The sequence below is a fragment of the Phytohabitans maris genome (assembly GCF_031085175.1).
In the GTDB taxonomy this organism is placed as follows: Bacteria; Actinomycetota; Actinomycetes; order Mycobacteriales; family Micromonosporaceae; genus Phytohabitans; species Phytohabitans maris.
In genome coordinates this window covers 63,430-80,781 of record NZ_JAVHUY010000047.1, presented here as the reverse complement: position 1 = coordinate 80,781, position 17,352 = coordinate 63,430, and the positions used below count along the sequence as shown (strand labels likewise).

The following is a 17,352-nucleotide window of genomic DNA, read 5'->3' as shown; positions in this document are numbered from 1 at the left end:
GTCACAACCGGCCGTCGTGTACGGCTTGGGTCACCCAGGGGACGACCTCGTCGAGCATGGTGTCCAGACTGGTCGTGGCTTCGAAGCCGAGGACCTGCTTGGCCTTGGTCACGTCCGGGACCCGCTTTTGCACGTCGTACTCGAACGGATCATCCGACACGTACCGGAACGGCACCTCCGGGCCCTTGATCTTGCCCCAGATCACCTGCGCCAGCTCCAGCACCGTGGTCGACTCCGCGGTGGACAGGTTGAAATCCTCGTTCACCGCCGCCGGGTGCTCCATCGCGGTCACGATCCCAGCCGCCAGGTCACCACCGTAGGTGTAATGCCGCACCTGGTTTCCCTCACCCAGGATGTGCAACGGGTCCTGACCCTTCACGATCTTCTGCACCAGGTCCGGCACCACATGCGACATGGCCAGCTTCACATTCCCGGACAACACCTCGGCCTCACCCAACGCCCGGCCCTCACCCACCCCGACACAGTTGAACGGCCGCACGATCGTGTACGGCAACCGGTACTGCTCCCACGCCGCCCGCGCGTAATACTCCACCGCCAACTTCTGAAACCCGTACGACGACAACGGCGGCGGGACCCGACGCTCATCACCCTCCCTGGACGGCCAACGCTCGGTCGACTCGAACACCATCGACGACGACATATAGGTCACCTTCCGCAGCCGGCCGTCGCGGTGCGCCGCGATCGCCGCGTCACACGACGCCGCCATGATCCGCTCGTTCGTCGCGAGCAGGTCGTAGGCGTAGGCGTGGAAATAGGAGATCCCACCGATCATCGCCGCCCCCGCGATGAAATGATCACAATCCGCGGCCAGCTCGGTGACCAGAGCGGTGTCCCGGGCATCACCCTCCACAAACCGATACCCAGGATGATCATCGTAGCTGTGCGTGACCGGCCCGTACTTCGAGTAGTTGTCCAACCCGACCACCTCGTGGCCACGCCCGAGCAGCTCCTCGACCACATAACCGCCGATGAACCCGGCCGAACCGGTAACCAAGACCTTTGACACGAGAATGTGCTCCTAGCTGAGTGACGCGGGGACTGACGAGGCGGAAACGGCTTCGGGCTCCGGCTGCGCCGGGCGGCGCTTGGCGATCTGCTCCATCGTGAGCCGCCGGCCGTACGCGAACCGGTACCAGCGCAGGTACGACGGCAGAAACCGGCCCAGGTCGAAATGGGACTCGCCGAGCTGGCGGTCGAGCCAGATGGTCGGGATCTCGGCGACCGGCAGGCGCAGGCGCCCGGCCTTGGCGGTCAGCTCCAGCCCGATCTCGAAACCGGTGCGCGACTCGATCCCCACCGCGCGCACGAACCCGGTGTCGTACGCCTTGAAGCTGTTGGTGGCGTCGCGGGTGCCCACGCGGGTGAACGCGTACAGCGTGCGCCCCGCCCAGCGGGACATCATCCGCTTGAGCCGCGGGCCGCCGACCTGCTGCCCGCCCGGCATGTACCGGGACGCCGCGGCCACCACGACTCCCCGCTCGACCAGGCGGGCGAGGTCGTCGATCTGGCGCGGGTCGTCGCAGCCGTCCGCCATCGTTACCACGGTCACCGGGGCGCGGGCCGCGTCGATGCCGAACCGGATCGCGTTGGCCGGGCCGCGCCCGTACGTGTTGAGCACCGGCCGTACCTGCGGGTGCGACTCGGCGATCTGCCGTGCGTACGGCACGGTGGTGTCTTCGGGCATGTCGTGCACGAGCAGGATCTCGCTGGGGAGCATGACCTCGCGCAGGATGCGCTCCATGCACCGGATGATCGCTTCGCCCTCGTTGTAGACCGGGATGACGACGGAGATCCGGGGCGTGACGGTCATGCGGGGCCCCCGGGGAAACGTGGAGCGAAGCGGAGCGTCTTCTGGGGGTGCTTCATATCCGCACGCCCTGCCCGGTCAGTCCCCACATGTCCACCACCGGCGTCGCCGTCTCCAACGCCGCGTACTCCTGATGCGGACACGCGATCACCAACAGATCCGCCCTCGACAACACCTCGCCCAACGGCAGGAACCGCTCGTCCCTGATATGCGGATCCGTGCAGAGCGTCTCCCGCGCCTTCAACGACAAGATCTTGCGCAACTTGTACGCCAACGACTCCCGCGGGTCGTCACTACCACCCTTGAACGCCATCCCCAAAATCCCCACCGTCATCGACGACAGGTCAAAACTGTCCTCCAGACGGGACACCAGATACAACGGCAAACCCTCATTGATCAACATCGCCGAGTGACCCAACACGAAGTTGTTCCGGTTGAACGCCGCCAACTGCATCGTGTCCTTGAACAAACACGGCCCCGCCGCAAACCCCGGCATCGGCAGATCCGCCGCCCGCGGATAATCAAACGTGATCGCATGCCGGATCCGCGCGAAATCCAACCCGAAATCGTTCGCCATCATCCAAAACTGGTTAGCCGTCGCGAACTTGATATACCGCCACGTATTCGTAAACAGCTTCGCCAGCTCCGCCTCCTCCGGCTCCAGCGGCACGATCTGGTCGGTCAGGTTGCGGAAGAACTTCTCGGCGCGCCCGACCACCTCGGGCGTACGGGCGGAGACGATCTGCGGCAGGTCGAAGAGCTCGGTGAGCGCCTTGCCCTCGGCGATCCGCTCCGGGCAGAAGGCCACGTCGACGCCGCTGCCGAGGCCGGCGAGCAGCTTTTCGGTCAGCGCGGTCACACCCGGGTAGACGGTCGAGCGCAGGATCACGAGCTGGCCGGCGACCAGGTGGTCGGCGCACCGTTGCAGCGCCCGGGGCACCGCGCCGAGGTCGGGGTTGAGGTGCTCGTCGACCGGGGTGCCCACCACGACCACGACGTGCTCGGCGGTGCCGACGCTGGCGGGATCGGTCGTGGCGACCAGCCGGCCCGCCCCGACGACCTCGGTGAGCAGTGGCGCGGCCCCCTCCTCGTCGAACGGCATGACGCCGCCGTTGACCGTCGCCACCGCGGCCGCGTTGATGTCGTACAGCGTCACGGAGAGCCCGCGCGAGGCGAGCGCGATGCCGAGTGGCAGGCCCACCCGCCCGCAACCGCCGACGATCACCGCGTCCCGAGAAAACTGATGTGCCCGCACAGGCGCCCCTCCCGCTGAGCGTGCCGAAGCCGAAAACCGAAGACCGCCAGACGGGTCCAGCGAACTGCTAGATGCTATTGAGGCCCGCTTGCCCGTCGGATTCCACTGTCTGGAACGTGACAGGGGTACCGGCCGACCGGCTGGACTCAGCGCTCCTGCTGGCGGGGAACCACGACCTCACGCAGGATGAGCTGGATCGCGGCGACCGCCGGGATGGCGACCAGCGCGCCGATGACGCCGAAGAGGGCGACGCCGAGCAGGGCGGCCACGATCGCGGCCACGTCGCTGACCTTCACCGAACGGCGCATCACCTTCGGGTAGATCAGGTAGTTTTCCACCTGCTGGTAGATGATGAAGAAGACCAGGCAGGCGATGCCGACCGTGAGCGAGTTGGCAAAGCCGACCAGGCTGACGATCACCGCGCCGAGCGTGGCCCCGATCTGGGGGATCAGGTCACAGACCGCGATGACGACGGCCAGCGCGAACGGGTACGCCACCCCGGTGATCATCAAGAAGACGAAGGTGCTGGTGCCGGCCACGATCGCGATGGCGAGCGCACCCACCATGTACGCCCCGACCTTGGTCAGGATCTCGTCGGTGATCAGCCGCACCCGGTGCCGCCGGGAGGCCGGCACGATCTGGTAAGCGGCTTCCTTGATGCGGTCGAAGGCGGCCATGAAGTAGATCGTCAGCACCAGCACGGTCAGCACCCGGAAGACCGTGCCGAACACCAGCGACGCCCCGCCGAGCACCCCGCCGAGCGCGCGGGTGATGTTTTCCGGCGTGACCGCCGACGACGCCCGCTGGATGATGTCGTACCGCTCGTTGAGGTCGCGGATCGTCGGGTTGTCGTTGAGCTGGTCGATGTAGCCCGGCAGGTTGTCGATCACCTCGCTGGACTCGTTGACCACCGGCGGTACGAGCGCGAAGAGGCCGCCGCAGAGCAGCAGGATGATGCCGAGCGCGACGGCGGCGACCGCGAGGCCGCGCGGGACGCCCCACTTGCGCAGCCGCACCACCGCCGGGTTGAGCCCCACGGCGAGGAAGAGCGCTATGAAGATCAGCAGGAGTACGCCGGCGGCGTTGCGGACGGCGACGTACGCCGCGTACGCCAGCAGCACGCCCAGCCCGCCGACGAACCCGGTGACGAACGCGTTGCGCCCCAGCGGCCGCCCGAGCGGGCCGAACTTGCCGCTGGGTGGGGGTACCGGAGCGTCGGCCGAAGCCTCGTCCGCGGGCGACGCCGGGCGCTCCGGCTCGGCGCCGGCCGCCCGCCGCTCGACGGGCTCCTCGCCGGATCCGTCAGCTGCCACTTGCCCTCCCGCGGATAGCGATCCCGCAGCAGGGTAACGGCCGCCCGCCGGCGCCGCGACCCGCAGGTAGTGGAATCAGCCGACCTTCTGCGGCGCCTCCGCCCGCTCCTCGGCGGGCTTCTCCTCGTCTTTGGCGGCGGGCTCGCCCTCGGCCTCGCCGGTGCTCACCACCTGGGTCTCCTCGGCGGCGGAGCCGGCGTCAGCCACCTCGGACACCTCGGCGGCGGCGTCGCTGGCCTTCTGCGCGGTCGTCTTGGCCTCGACCACCTTGCGCTCGGCCTGCTCAGCCGTGCGCTGCGCCTCGGCGAGCCGCTGCCGCTCGGCGGCGAGCTGGTTTTGCACCTCGTTGAGCGCGCGCCGGAACTGGTCGCCCTCCTGGCGGGTGGCCACGGTCTGCTGCTTTACGTCGGCGAGGGCCTGCTGGGCCTGCGCCACCTGGTGCTGTACGTCGGCCAGGAGCTGCCCGGCGGCGGCGGTCTCCTTTTGCGTCGAGGCCAGGTGTGACTGCGTCGCGGCGAGGTGGCCCTGTGCCGTGGCGGCCTGCTCCTCGGTCTGGCGCCGGACGGCCGCGGCGTGCTCCTCGGCCTCGCGCCGCACCGCGGCGGCCTGCTCTTCGACCTGGCGCCGGATCTCCGCCACGTAGCGCTCGGCCTCGGCGGTCCGCGCGGCGGCCTGCTGCTCGGCGTTCGCCCGCCACTGCGCGAACTCGTGCTCGGCCGCCACCCGCCGCTGGCCGAACTCGCGGTCGAAGTCGGCCTGGCGCTGGTTGATCTCCTGCTCCACGCTCCCGCGCCACTGCGCGAGCTCCTGCTGGGCCTGGGCGCGCGCGGACTGGACGAACGACTCGGTCTCCGCCCGAGACCGCTCCGCGAAGTGGGTCGCCTCTTCACTCAGCCGGTGTGCCTTTTGCCGGGCCTGGACGAGTGCGGCCTCACCCTCGGCGCGTATCTTGCCGGCCTGCTCGCGGGCGCCCGCCAGGATCGCCTCGGCCTGCTCCTGCGCCTGGGCCACCGCCGCCTCGGCCGCGGCACGGCGCTCGGCGGCCGCTTTTTCCTCATCGGAGCGGCGGGCGGCCAGCGCGATCTCGAAGTCGCGCACCGCGTCGGCCGCGCGCGCCCGGGCCTCGGCCAGCGCCCGCTCCGCCTCGGCCCGCTGCTCGGCGAGCTCCTGGGTGGCGCTGCCGCGGATCGCGTCGGCCTGCTCCTCGGCCAGCGCGAGGATCTGCTCTACGCGCGGACCGAGGTGGCGGAAGGAGATCTTGTCGATATTTGCCGCCTGGCGCCGGACGTTGACCACCTCGGCCCGCAGCTGCTCCACCTGCGCGGCGAGGCTCTGGATCTGCGCGTACGCCTGCTCACGCTCGGTAGTTAGGGTGGCTATCTCCCCCTCGGCGCGGGCGACGTAGCGGTCTACCTGGCGTTTGTCGTAGCCCCGCATGGCCGACTCGAAGGTCGGCTCCGTCGACACACCATCACTTAGACCAAAGAGCTCTCCGCCGTGCGACATGCCATCCATCCTCACACGCTCGGCTGAACGGCGCCTGGATACACACCATTCGGCGGAGGGATGAGCGCCACTGTCATCCGGAGCGAGGACGCCAAAGCAGGCCGCCCCGGTGAACCGGCGCGGCCTGCGTTCGGTCGCATCTGCCCCGCGATGCCGGGCCTCAGCTGGCGGCGCCCGCGTTGACCCGCTCGCCGTCGCCCTTGCTCGACTTGTCGTCCTCGGCCTTCGCCTGCTGCGGCGCCGTGGGCACGATGCCCGCGAGGCCGGAGAGCATCTGGCCGAGCTGAGCGGTGACCGCGTCCTTCTGGCGGGTGAGGTCTTCGACCTCGCGCCGGGCGGCCTGGGTGGTGAGCTCGGCCTCGGTGCGGGCCTCGCTCACGAGGCGGTGCGACTCGGCGCGGGCCTCGTTGAGCGTCTTTTCCGCCAGGGCCTTGGCCTTGTCGATCGTCTCGCTCGCGTTGCGCTCGGACTCGACCCGGCGGGCCTCGGCGCGCTGCTCGATCTCCTTGGCCCGGTCTTCGGCGGCGCGGGCGCGCTCCTCGGCCTCGGCGACCAGCTTTTGCGTCTGGGCCACCTGGGCGGCGTGCCGCTCCGACTCCTCGCGCTCGGCCTTTTCCCGGCGCTCGGCCAGCTCCAGCGCCAGGGCTTGGAGATCCTTGTCGCGCTTGTCGCGGGCGTCGGTCAGCAGCTTGGTCGCCTCGGCGCGCTTTTCCTCGGCCTCGCGGGCCGCCTTTGCCCGGAGCTGGGTGATCTCCCGCTCGGCGGTGGCGCGCAGGGTGGCGACCTCACGCTCCACGGTGGACTTCAGCTCGGCCACCTCGTGCGCGGTGACCGTACGCAGCTGCTTGGTCTCGCGGTCGGCGTCGGCGCGGAGGGTGTCGGCCTCGCGGCGGGCCTGCACGCGCACCTCGGCGGCCTCGCGCTCGGAGGCGGTGCGCACCTGGCCGGCCTCGCGCTCGGCGGTCGCCTTCATCGCGGCGGCCTCGGCACGCGCCTTGTCGGTGATCTCGCGGGCCTCCAGGCGCGCGGCGGACAGGATGCCCTCCGACTCGCGCTTGGCCTCACCGCGGTGGTCGTTGGCCTGCTCCTCGGCCAGCCGCAGGATCTGCTCGACCCGCGTGCCCAGCCCGGAGAGCGTCGGCCGGCTGTTTTCCTCGAGCTGCTTGTTGGTGTCGGTGAGCTTCTGCTCGAGCGAGCCGAGGCGCTGCTCGGCCTGGCGGAGCCGGCGCTGCGCGTCGTTCATGCGCTGCTCGGCCTCGCCGCGGGCCTGCTCGGACTGGGTCAGCGCGGCACTGAGCCGGCCGACGAAGTCGTCGACCTGCCCACGGTCGTACCCCCGAAGGACGACGGTGAAGTCATGTTGCGAGTTCGCGTTTTCGAAGAACGCGAGGGAGGACTGCTGCTGCTGGGGCATTGGGACATACTGGCAGACCCACCGGGGGGCTTCGCAAGGCCGTACGGCCCCAAGTCGCCCCCACTTATAAGGTCATCTTTTCGGGTGAATGGAGATGTGATCACCGCCCGCGGAAGCGGTTGATCTCGGCCTCGTGGCGGGCCCGCAGTTCCGGGTCGCGCACGCCCAGACCGTCGGCCGGAGCGAGGCACCGGACGCCCACCTTGCCTTGGTGCGCGTTGCGGTGCACCTCGTACGCCGCCTGGCCGGTCCGCTCAAGGGGATAGGTGCGGGACACGGTCGGATGGATACGGCCGAGGGCGACGAGCCGGTTGGCCTCCCACGCCTCGCGGTAGTTGGCGAAGTGGCTCCCGACGATCCTCTTGAGATTCATCCAGAGGTAGCGGTTGTCGTACTGGTGCAGGAAACCGCTCGTCGATGCGCAGGTCACGATCGTCCCGCCGCGCTTGGCGACGTAGACGCTCACGCCGAACGTCTCCCGCCCCGGGTGCTCGAAGACGATGTCCGGGTCCTCGCCGCCGGTCAGCTCCCGTACCCGCTCGCCGAAGCGGCGCCACTGCGCGGTGTCCTGCGTCCGCTCGTCCTTCCAGAAGGTGAAATCGCTGCGGTCGATCACCAGTTCGGCGCCCATCCGCCGGCACAGCTCGGCCTTGTCCGGGGAGGAGACCACGCAGACGGGTATCGCGCCGCCGTTGAGCGCGAGCTGGGTGGCGTACCCGCCGAGGCCGCCGGACGCGCCCCAGATCAGCACCACGTCGCCCTGCTTCATCCGCGCGCCGTGGTGCGAGACCAGCTGCCGGTACGCGGTGGAGTTGACCAGCCCCGGGCTGGCCGCCTCCTCCCAGGTGAGGTGGCGCGGCTTGGGCATGAGCTGGTTGGCCTTCACGACCGCGAGCTCGGCGAGGCCGCCGAAGTTGGTCTCGAAGCCCCAGATCCGCTGCTGCGGGTCGAGCATGGTGTCGTCGTGGCCGGCGGCGTCCTCCAGCTCGACGGAGAGGCAGTGTGCGACCACCTCGTCGCCGGCCGTCCACCGTGTCACGCCGGGTCCGACCCGAAGGACGATGCCGGCGGCATCCGAACCGACCACGTGGTACGGCAGGTCGTGGCGCTTGGCGAGCGCGGAGAGGCGGCCGTACCGCTTCAGGAACGTGAAAGTGGACAGTGGCTCGAAGATGCTCGTCCACACCGTGTTGTAGTTGATCGCGCTGGCCATCACCGCGACGAGCGCCTCACCCGGTCCGAGTTCGGGGGTGGGCACCTCCTGCACGCGCAGTGACTGGCGGGGGTCCTTCTCCCGGGTGGGCACACCGTCGAACATGGACGTCTCGTCGGCCCGGACCACCACGCCCCGGTAGCTCTCCGGCACCGGGAGGGTCGCGACGCCGGCCAGCTCCTTGCCCGGGTCGGCCGCTCCCTCCGCCGCCATGATCGTCTCGAGGATCTTCCGCACAGCGCACCTCCTGGAGGATCAGGCCCAGGATGTTACTGAACGGTAGCTTAGGTGGGAACCGTTTTGTGAAGAACCGCATCGGCCGGCTCCACGAGCTCGACCAGGACCCCGCCGGCGTCCTTCGGGTGCACGAAGTTGATCCGCGAGCCGGCCGTACCCCGCCGCGGCTCGTCGTACAGCAGGCGCATGCCCCGCTCGCGCAGCCGCGCGCTGGCCACCTCGACGTCCTTTACCGTGTACGCCACCTGCTGCACGCCCGGCCCGTTCCGCTCCAGGAACTTCGCGATCGTGGACGACGGGGAGAGCGGCGCCAGCAGCTGCACCTGCCCACCCGACGGGTCCGGGCCGACCGCGAGCATGGCCTCCTCGACGCCCTGCTCCGCGTTGGTCTCCCGGTGCACGCAGCGCATGCCGAAGACCCGTGCGTAGAAGCCGATCGCCTCGTCGAGGTCGGACACCGCCACCCCGACGTGGTCGATCCGGAGCAGGCCGATACCTGTGACATAGTCGGCAGCGGGCTCACCGTGGTCGTGCTCACTCATAGCGTTAGTCTGACCGAACTACCGTTAAGTAGTGCGGGAGGGTGACCAATATGACCGGCTCCGTGATCGTGAGTGGCGCGCGTACGCCGATGGGCCGCCTGCTCGGCAACCTCAAGGACTTTCCAGCCACGGCACTCGGCGGCTTCGCCATCCGGGCGGCGCTGGAGCGGGCCGGGGTCGCCCCTGAGCAGGTGCAGTACGTGATCATGGGGCAGGTGCTCCAGGCCGGCGCCGGCCAGATCCCCGCTCGCCAGGCCGCGGTCAAGGCCGGCATCCCGATGTCCGTGCCCGCGCTGACGGTAAACAAGGTCTGCCTCTCCGGCCTCGACGCGATCGCCCTCGCCGACCAGCTGATCCGCGCCGGCGAGTTCGACATCGTGGTGGCCGGCGGCATGGAGTCGATGACCAACGCGCCGCACCTGCTCGTCGGGCAGCGCCAGGGATACAAGTACGGCGACGTGGTGATCAAGGACCACATGGCGCTGGACGGGCTCACCGACACGTGGGACCAGATGGCGATGGGCGAGTCCACCGAGCGGTACAACGCGCGGTTCGGCATCACCCGCGAGGAGCAGGACGCCTTCGCGGCGGCCAGCCACCAGCGGGCGGCGGCGGCGCAGAAGAACGGCGCGTTCGCCGACGAGATCACGCCGGTCGAGGTGCCGCAGCGAAAGGGCGAGCCGATCGTGATCGCCGAGGACGAGGGCATCCGCCCGGACACCACGGTCGAGACGCTGGGCAAGCTGCGGCCCGCGTTCACCAAGGACGGCACGATCACCGCGGGCAGCTCGTCGCCGATCTCCGACGGCGCGGCCGCGGTGGTGGTGATGAGCAAGGCCAAGGCGCAGGAGCTGGGGCTGACCTGGCTGGCCGAGATCGGCGCGCACGGCAACGTGGCCGGCCCGGACAACTCGCTGCACCTCCAGCCGGCCAACGCGATCGAGCAGGCGCTCGGCAAGGCCGGCATGAGCGTGGCCGACCTCGACCTCATCGAGATCAACGAGGCGTTCGCGCAGGTGGGCGTCGCCTCCACCGGCCAGCTCGGGGTCAGCCCCGAGATCGTCAACGTCAACGGTGGCGCGATCGCGCTCGGCCACCCGATCGGCATGTCCGGCGCCCGCCTGGTACTCACGCTGGCTCTGGAGCTCAAGCGGCGCGGAGGTGGCACCGGCGCCGCGGCCCTCTGCGGCGGCGGTGGTCAGGGCGACGCCCTTATCATCAAGGTCCCGTGAGCGCATCGCACAGACGCAGCCGTGACGTACCCGCGCTGGTGGCCGCCGCGCGCAAGGGTGACCCCCGCGCGGTGGCCCGGCTGATCACCCTGGTCGAGTCCGGCGACGACCTGCTCCCCGAGGTGGCCGCCGCGCTCGCGCCGTACACCGGCAAGGCACAGGTCATCGGCCTCACCGGCTCGCCCGGCGTGGGCAAGTCCACCACCACCAACGAGCTGGTGCGGGCGCTGCGCGCCGAGGGCCACCGGGTGGGGGTGCTGGCGGTCGACCCGTCCAGCCCGTTCACCGGCGGAGCGATCCTCGGCGACCGGGTGCGCATGCAGGACCACGCCACCGACCCGGGCGTCTACATCCGCTCGATGTCCAGCCGCGGCCACCTCGGCGGGCTGGCGGCGGCGACCCCCCAGGCGGTACGCGTGCTGGAGGGCGCGGGCTGCGACGTGGTGCTGGTCGAGACCGTCGGCGTCGGGCAGGCCGAGGTCGAGGTGGCCTCGCTCGCCGACACCACGATCGTGCTGCTCGCCCCGGGCATGGGCGACGCGATCCAGGCGGTCAAGGCCGGCATCCTGGAGATCGCCGACGTGTTCGTGGTCAACAAGGCCGACCGCGACGGCGCCGACGCCACCTACCACGACATCCAGGGCATGATCGGCCTCGGTGAGCGGGCGCCCGGGCAGTGGCGGCCACAGGTGGTGCGCGCGGTCGCGGCCCGGGGGCAGGGCATCGACGACATCCTCACCGCGGTGCAGAAGCACCGCGCCTGGCTGGTCGAGCACGGCGAGCTGCGCCGCCGCCGGGAGAGCCGGGCCGCCGCCGAGGTCGAGGCGATCGCGCTGGGCACGCTCCGCGAGCGGTTGGGCTCGATCCGCGCGGGTACGGCGTTGCGCGATGCCGCCGTGCGGGTGGCGTCCGGCGAGACGGACCCCTACACGGCCGCCGCCGCGCTCGTCGCCTCGTTGCCCTGAGGACCGGCGCTTTCGCCGGTGAGCTTGTGCTGATGAGCCTTCCGCCGGTGAGCTTTGCCGGCGCCTTCTCGCTGGTGAGTGGAGGAGATCACACCCCGTGCGAGCCGCCGCGCGGACATAGTGGACCTGCGTCCGACCTACGAGGAGACCGATGTTGCGCACGATGATGAAGTCGAAGATTCATCGGGCCACGGTGACGCAGGCCGACCTGCACTACGTCGGCTCGCTGACGCTGTGCCGCTCGCTGATGGAGGCCGCCGACCTGCTGCCCGGCGAGCGGGTCGACGTGGTCGACGTGACCAACGGCAACCGGCTCTCCACGTACGTCATCGAGGGGCCGGCCGACTCCGGCGTGGTCGGCATCAACGGCGCCGCCGCCCACCTGGTAAAGCCCGGCGACCTGGTGATCATCATCGCGTACGGCATGTACACCGAGGCCGAGCTCGCCGACCTCACCCCGCGGGTCGTCTTCGTCGACGAGCAGAACGCGATCGTCGACCTGGGCAGCGACCCGGCCGCCCCCGTGCCCGGCACCGCCACACTGCGCGGCGACCTGATCCGCTAGAGAGCTTTACGGGCGTTTCTTCAGACAGCGATTTGCCCCGGTCCGTGCCAGCTGTGGACCGCATGCGTGGGGTTTCCCCTGGGTGCTTTCCCGCGGGCACCGCTGCGGCCGGCGGCGAGTTGGCGCTCGCCGGGATCCCCGGCCTCCGCCGTCGGCTCCGCGGGACAAGCCCACCCGGGGGCGGGGTCGCGCTTACCGCCCGCCGGACGACCGGGACGGTCCCATGATCGGCGCTGCGAGATCAGCCAAAGGCGGAGATCGCGCCAGCCGACCCCCGACGCGGATCAAGGGGCGCACCGACCTCGACCTCAAGTACACGGCTGGAGAGCGGGACCGTCCCAGCAGATCGTGGTACGGATCCGCCCACCTGAGGGCACATGCGTACCACGATCTCGACGGCCGCCCGGTGTCCTTGATCGATCGCGGGCCGCGGGCCCGGTGTTCCGCGGGTTTCGGCCTTGCGACCGCGGAGGGTGAGGCCGCGGGAACGCACCCCAAGAAAACGCACCGCTGCGCTCCACGTTTCCCCGGGGGGCCCGCGCAACGGTCTGGACCACCGCGGACGTCGCGGTAGCCCATCTCTTTCGGGTCTGGATCCGATCGAGACCGCCAACGGCCTGACTAGGGGCGGCGGCGCCAGGCGCGGACCACCTCGTCGGCGTCGAGCGGCCGCACCTTGACGTAGGGCTCGGTGGGGCGGTCCCGGTAGGCGGCGACCCGCGCGTTGAGGTCGGCCACCGTCTCCCGGACGCGCTGCTCGGACCGGAGCTGGCGGACCTGTTCGGGCAGCCGGTCGAGGTCGCGGGCCAGCCGCAGCGAGGCCGGCAGCGCGACGTCGCCCAGGTCCTCGCGGCGCATCATCTGCTTGATCCACCAGTTCTCGTCGTACGGCTCGCCCTTGCCGGGGATGGGTTTGCCGGCGCCGGGCAGGTCGTCGAACTCCCCGTTTTCCCGGGCCTCCCGGATGCGTGCCTCGATGAGGGACTCGAACCGGTGCGAGTAGCTCATCCCTCGACGGTAGCGACTGGTTAGTCTCTCCCCGTGACGACGACGGTGGTGGTCGATGGGCTCTCGGTCGCGTACGGGCGGGGCGAGCCGGTCCTGCGCGACGTCTCGGTGACGGCCGAGCCGGGCCGGGTGCTGGCCGTCACCGGTCCCTCCGGCGCGGGCAAGACCACCCTGCTGTCCGCGATGGCCGGCCTGCTCCCGTCCGCCGCGGGCAGCGTGACCGTCGGCGGTGAGGCGGTGCGCGACCGGGACCACGCGGTGGCCCGGGGGATCGTGCTCGTGCCGCAGGACAACGGGCTCGCCGCGATCCTCACCGCCGGGGAAAACCTCCAGGTCGCGCTCATCGCCGCCGGGGCCTCGCCGGCCGAGGCGCGGCGGCTGACGGCGGCCGCGCTGGAGCGGCTGGGGCTGGCCGGGCAGACCGACCAGCTCGTCGAGGAGCTCTCCGGCGGCCAGCAGCAGCGCGCCGCGATCGCCCGCGGGCTGGCGCTGGCCGGTGGAGTGCTGCTGGCCGACGAGGTGACCAGCGAGCTGGACGCGGCAAACCGGCAGCGGGTGATCGACCTGCTGCACGACGAGGCCGGGCGGGGCGTGGCGGTGGTCCTGGCCACCCACGACCCCGAGGCGGCCGCCGCCTGCGACGCCGAGCTGCACCTGGTCGACGGCCGCGCCGAGCTCGTGCGCGGCTAGCTACCCCTGTGATCAAAGCTCCCCTCAAGTCGTTCTAACGACTTCAAGGGAGCTTTGATCACAGGCCGGGACGCGCCGGGCACAGGTTGGGGGCAAGCTCTCTGGTTAACAGCCGTCACAGCACTCCCTCCGTTCGCTCGCGGCGGGTACGCTCCGGACCCAGTGGCCTGCCAGCGACACAGGGGGAGATGTCATGACCGATGTAGCGGCTCAGGTGCCCACCCAGCGCCAGGAGAGCACAGGCGACGAGACGATCGTCGAGACACCCGCGGCTGCCTCGCCTGCCGCGGCGGAGGTCACCCCAGCGGCAGAGCCGGCCGCCGAGCCCGAGCCCGCGCCGGCGGCGGCCAACGGCACCGCCGCCCAGATCAGCGAGCAGGTCAGCGACGCGGTCGAGCGGGCCGGTGACGCGGTCGAGCGGGCCGCCGCGGCCTCCGGGCGGGTCGCCTCGCAGGTGGTCGACCGCCTGCGCAACAACGCCGAGCTGGCCGCCGAGCGGGGCATGACCTCGATCGCCGACGAGGTGGTCGAAAAGATCGCCGGCATCGCCACCCGCGAGGTGCCCGGCGTGTACGACCTGGGCGGCGACGTCGCCCGCTTCTTCGCCAACGTCAAGGAGCGGATCGGCCTCGGCGACGCCGACGAGGACGCCGACCGGGGCATGTCGGTGCGGCTGGAGGGGCGCACCGCGGTCATCAACATCACGCTCGTGATCGAGTACGGTTTCGTGGTGCACTCCGTGACCGAAAAGGTGCGGGCCAAGGTGATCAGCTCGGTGGAAAACCTCCTCGGGCTCGAGGTCACCGAGGTCAACATCCGGGTCGACGATGTACACATCGACGACGCCGGCCCGGTCGGGGGCGACGAAGCGCGAGCGGTAGGCTACCAGCCGTAGTCAACGGGACACGCGGTACCTTAGCGATCGTTCAGGGAAGCCTCTAGACTCGGTGCCATGAACGCCGAGGACATCGCGGCGGGCCGGGCGCGCTGGCAGGCCCGGTTCGACGCGGCCCGCAAGCGCGACGCCGACTTCACCACCCTCTCGGGGATGGCGGTGGACCCCGTCTACGGCCCACCGCCCGGTGCCGACGTCCCCGGCTTCGAGCGGATCGGGTGGCCGGGGGAGTACCCGTACACCCGCGGGCTCTATCCCACCGGCTACCGCGGTCGCACGTGGACGATCCGCCAGTTCGCCGGCTTCGGCAACGCGCGGCAGACCAACGAGCGGTACAAGATGATCCTCGGCGCGGGCGGCGGCGGCCTCTCCGTCGCCTTCGACATGCCGACGCTGATGGGGCGCGACTCCGACGACCCGCAGTCGGTCGGCGAGGTGGGGCACTGCGGCGTGGCGATCGACTCCGCCGCCGACATGGACGTGCTCTTCGACGGCATCGACCTCGCCGGCACCACCACGAGCATGACCATCTCCGGCCCGGCCGTGCCGGTCTTCTGCATGTACCTGGTGGCCGCCGAGCGCCAGGGCGCCGATCTGTCCACACTGGACGGCACGTTGCAGACGGACATCTTCAAGGAGTACATCGCGCAGAAGGAGTGGCTCTTCGAGCCCGAGCCGCACCTGCGCCTGATCGGCGACCTGATGGAGTACTGCGCGCACCACATCCCGCGCTACAAGCCGCTCTCGGTCTCCGGCTACCACATCCGCGAGGCCGGCTCGACGGCCGCGCAGGAGCTCGCGTACACGCTCGCCGACGGCTTCGGCTACGTCGAGCTGGGCCTGTCCCGAGGGCTCGACGTCAACGTCTTCGCGCCCGGGCTGTCGTTCTTCTTCGACGCGCACGTCGACTTCTTCGAGGAGATCGCGAAGTTTCGCGCGGCCCGGCGGATCTGGGCCCGGTGGCTGCGCGACGTGTACGGCGCCACCGACGAGCGGGCCCTGTGGCTGCGCTTCCACACCCAGACCGCCGGGGTGTCGCTGACCGCGCAGCAGCCGGTCAACAACGTCGTGCGTACCGCCGTGGAGGCGCTCGCGGCCGTGCTCGGCGGCACCAACTCGCTGCACACCAACGCGCTCGACGAGACGCTCGCCCTGCCCACCGACGAGTCCGCCGAGATCGCGCTCCGCACCCAGCAGGTGCTGATGGACGAGACCGGCGTGACGAACGTGGCCGACCCGCTGGGCGGCGCCTGGTACGTGGAGGTGCTCACCGACCGCATCGAGGCCGAGGCCGAGGAGATCTTCGCGAAGATCAAGGCGATGGGCTCGGACGGCACGATCACCTCCGGCATCCTGCGCGGCATCGAGGACGGGTGGTTCACCGGGCAGATCGCCGAGGCCGCCTTCGTCTACCAGCAGGCGCTGGAGAAGGGCGACAAGCACGTCGTCGGCGTCACCGAGCACACCGGTACGGTGAGCGAGCCGTTGGAGATCCTGCGCATCTCGCACGAGGTCGAGCTGGAGCAGCGCAAGCTGCTCGCCGACCGGCGCGGTGAACGGGACAAGGCGGCCGTCGACGCGGCCCTGTCCCGCATGGTCGAGGTGGCCCGCACCGGCGACAACATCGTGCCCGCCATGCTCGACGCGGTGCGGGTGGAGGCCACGCTCGGCGAGATCTGCGACGTACTCCGCGCCGAGTGGGGCGTCTACCGCGAACCCGCCCGCTTCTGACCGCGAGATCTGGGGACACCCCGGGCCCGGAAAGCGTGCGAGCATGGGCGCGTGGCGGGACTGGCGGTGGCGTGCCGGCGGGTGGTGCACATCTACCGGGCCGAGGGCGGCGACGTGGTGGCGCTCTCCGGCGTCGACCTGTCCATCAACCCGGGTGAGATGGTGGCGCTCGTCGGGCCGTCCGGGTCCGGCAAGTCCACGCTGGTGGCGCTGCTCGGCGGGCTGATGCGGCCGTCCGCGGGGCGGGTCAGCGTCGGCACGTACGACCTGGGCAAGCTCACCGACGCGGAGATCTCCCGGCTGCGCGGCACCGAGATCGGGGTGGTGCTGCAGGGCGCCGCGCGCAACCTGCTGCCGTACGCGACGCTGCACCGCAACGTCTGGCTGGCCCAGCGCCGCGCGGCCCGTACCGCCGGCATCGAGCTCGACGACCCGGAGCGGATCCTCGACCTGGTCGGCCTGCGGGGCAGGGCGGGCGCGAAGATCGGTGACCTGCCACCCGGCGCGCGGCAGCGGGCCGCCCTCGCCGTGGGCATCGCGGCCTCGCCCGGGCTGCTGCTCGTGGACGAGCCGACCAGCCAGCTCGACACCCACGGCCGCGACGAGGTGCTCGGTGCGCTGGAGACGGTCAACGCCGAGCGGGGTACCACGATCGTGGTGGTCACCCACGACGCCGAGGTGGGCGCGCGGCTCGGGCGGGCGGTGACGATCCGCGACGGGCGGGTGGGCGCCGAGGGGCGCGACGGCCAGGACTTCGCGGTGGTGGCCGGCGACGGCACGATCCAGCTCCCGCCCGAGGTGCTCGGCGAGTTTCCACCCGGCACGCTCTTCACCGTCGACCGCGTCGACGGCTCGGTGACCCTGGTGGTGGGCGGCAGCCAAGCCGACCTGTGATCGAAGCTCCCGTCAAGTCGCTAGAACGACATCAAGGGAGCTTCGATCACGCGACAGCGGGAGG

General features: G+C 70.7%; 16 protein-coding genes. 7 read left to right on the top strand and 9 right to left on the bottom strand.

Going from position 1 to position 17,352, the window contains the following annotated elements; all coding sequences use genetic code 11:
- Position 1: 1 nt before the first annotated feature.
- The 8 genes from RB614_RS35750 to mce form a co-directional block, all read right to left on the bottom strand.
- Positions 2 to 1,027: an NAD-dependent epimerase/dehydratase family protein gene (locus RB614_RS35750; RefSeq protein WP_308717119.1), complete on the bottom strand. Its 1,026-nt coding sequence runs from the start codon at positions 1,025 to 1,027 to the stop codon at positions 2 to 4.
- 12 nt (positions 1,028 to 1,039) lie between these two features.
- Positions 1,040 to 1,831, bottom strand: a complete 792-nt coding sequence (locus RB614_RS35745; RefSeq protein WP_308717118.1) for a glycosyltransferase family 2 protein — start codon at positions 1,829 to 1,831, stop codon at positions 1,040 to 1,042.
- Between the two features lie 52 nt (positions 1,832 to 1,883).
- Complete coding sequence (locus tag RB614_RS35740) at positions 1,884 to 3,053, bottom strand: nucleotide sugar dehydrogenase (RefSeq protein WP_308717122.1); 1,170 nt, start codon at positions 3,051 to 3,053, stop codon at positions 1,884 to 1,886.
- Between the two features lie 176 nt (positions 3,054 to 3,229).
- Entirely contained in the window at positions 3,230 to 4,396 is a 1,167-nt protein-coding gene (locus tag RB614_RS35735) for an AI-2E family transporter (protein ID WP_308717117.1), read from the bottom strand.
- Between the two features lie 75 nt (positions 4,397 to 4,471).
- The gene (locus tag RB614_RS35730; protein WP_308717116.1) at positions 4,472 to 5,863 is read right to left on the bottom strand and encodes a coiled-coil domain-containing protein; all 1,392 of its coding nucleotides are present in this window, start codon (positions 5,861 to 5,863) and stop codon (positions 4,472 to 4,474) included.
- A gap of 199 nt (positions 5,864 to 6,062) precedes the next feature.
- Positions 6,063 to 7,316, bottom strand: a complete 1,254-nt coding sequence (locus tag RB614_RS35725) for a DivIVA domain-containing protein (RefSeq protein WP_308717115.1) — start codon at positions 7,314 to 7,316, stop codon at positions 6,063 to 6,065.
- A 100-nt stretch (positions 7,317 to 7,416) separates the two neighbouring features.
- Positions 7,417 to 8,766: a crotonyl-CoA carboxylase/reductase gene (ccrA, locus tag RB614_RS35720; RefSeq protein WP_308717114.1), complete on the bottom strand. Its 1,350-nt coding sequence runs from the start codon at positions 8,764 to 8,766 to the stop codon at positions 7,417 to 7,419.
- A 47-nt stretch (positions 8,767 to 8,813) separates the two neighbouring features.
- Positions 8,814 to 9,308, bottom strand: coding sequence for a methylmalonyl-CoA epimerase (gene mce / locus RB614_RS35715; RefSeq protein ID WP_308717113.1), 495 nt, complete (start codon positions 9,306 to 9,308; stop codon positions 8,814 to 8,816).
- 50 nt (positions 9,309 to 9,358) lie between these two features.
- On the opposite strand from mce, the gene RB614_RS35710 reads away from it, so the two are divergent.
- The 3 genes from RB614_RS35710 to panD all read left to right on the top strand — a co-directional run bounded on the left by RB614_RS35710 (position 9,359) and on the right by panD (position 12,070).
- Positions 9,359 to 10,540, top strand: coding sequence for an acetyl-CoA C-acetyltransferase (locus RB614_RS35710; protein ID WP_308717112.1), 1,182 nt, complete (start codon positions 9,359 to 9,361; stop codon positions 10,538 to 10,540).
- Positions 10,537 to 11,505 carry a methylmalonyl Co-A mutase-associated GTPase MeaB gene (gene meaB / locus RB614_RS35705; RefSeq protein WP_308717111.1) on the top strand — a complete coding sequence of 323 codons (969 nt, stop codon included), beginning with the start codon at positions 10,537 to 10,539 and terminating at the stop codon, positions 11,503 to 11,505. The genes RB614_RS35710 and meaB overlap by 4 nt, the downstream gene beginning before the upstream one ends.
- A 151-nt stretch (positions 11,506 to 11,656) precedes the next feature.
- The gene (gene panD, locus RB614_RS35700) at positions 11,657 to 12,070 is read left to right on the top strand and encodes an aspartate 1-decarboxylase (RefSeq protein WP_308717110.1); all 414 of its coding nucleotides are present in this window, start codon (positions 11,657 to 11,659) and stop codon (positions 12,068 to 12,070) included.
- 621 nt (positions 12,071 to 12,691) lie between these two features.
- On the opposite strand, the gene RB614_RS35695 is transcribed toward panD, so the two are convergent.
- Positions 12,692 to 13,078 carry a DnaJ family domain-containing protein gene (locus RB614_RS35695; RefSeq protein ID WP_308717109.1) on the bottom strand — a complete coding sequence of 129 codons (387 nt, stop codon included), beginning with the start codon at positions 13,076 to 13,078 and terminating at the stop codon, positions 12,692 to 12,694.
- A gap of 33 nt (positions 13,079 to 13,111) precedes the next feature.
- On the opposite strand from RB614_RS35695, the gene RB614_RS35690 reads away from it, so the two are divergent.
- From RB614_RS35690 to RB614_RS35675, 4 genes are all read left to right on the top strand, one after another.
- A complete protein-coding gene (locus RB614_RS35690) occupies positions 13,112 to 13,768 on the top strand; it encodes an ABC transporter ATP-binding protein (RefSeq protein ID WP_308717108.1) in 657 nt (218 codons plus the stop codon).
- Between the two features lie 193 nt (positions 13,769 to 13,961).
- Positions 13,962 to 14,663 (top strand): Asp23/Gls24 family envelope stress response protein, encoded by a 702-nt coding sequence (locus RB614_RS35685; protein WP_308717107.1) that lies wholly within the window; start codon positions 13,962 to 13,964, stop codon positions 14,661 to 14,663.
- A 57-nt stretch (positions 14,664 to 14,720) separates the two neighbouring features.
- Positions 14,721 to 16,394 carry a coenzyme B12-dependent isobutyryl-CoA mutase large subunit gene (icmA, locus tag RB614_RS35680; protein WP_308717106.1) on the top strand — a complete coding sequence of 558 codons (1,674 nt, stop codon included), beginning with the start codon at positions 14,721 to 14,723 and terminating at the stop codon, positions 16,392 to 16,394.
- Positions 16,395 to 16,445: 51 nt separating this feature from the next.
- A complete protein-coding gene (locus RB614_RS35675; RefSeq protein WP_308717105.1) occupies positions 16,446 to 17,288 on the top strand; it encodes an ABC transporter ATP-binding protein in 843 nt (280 codons plus the stop codon).
- Positions 17,289 to 17,352 lie beyond the last annotated feature (64 nt).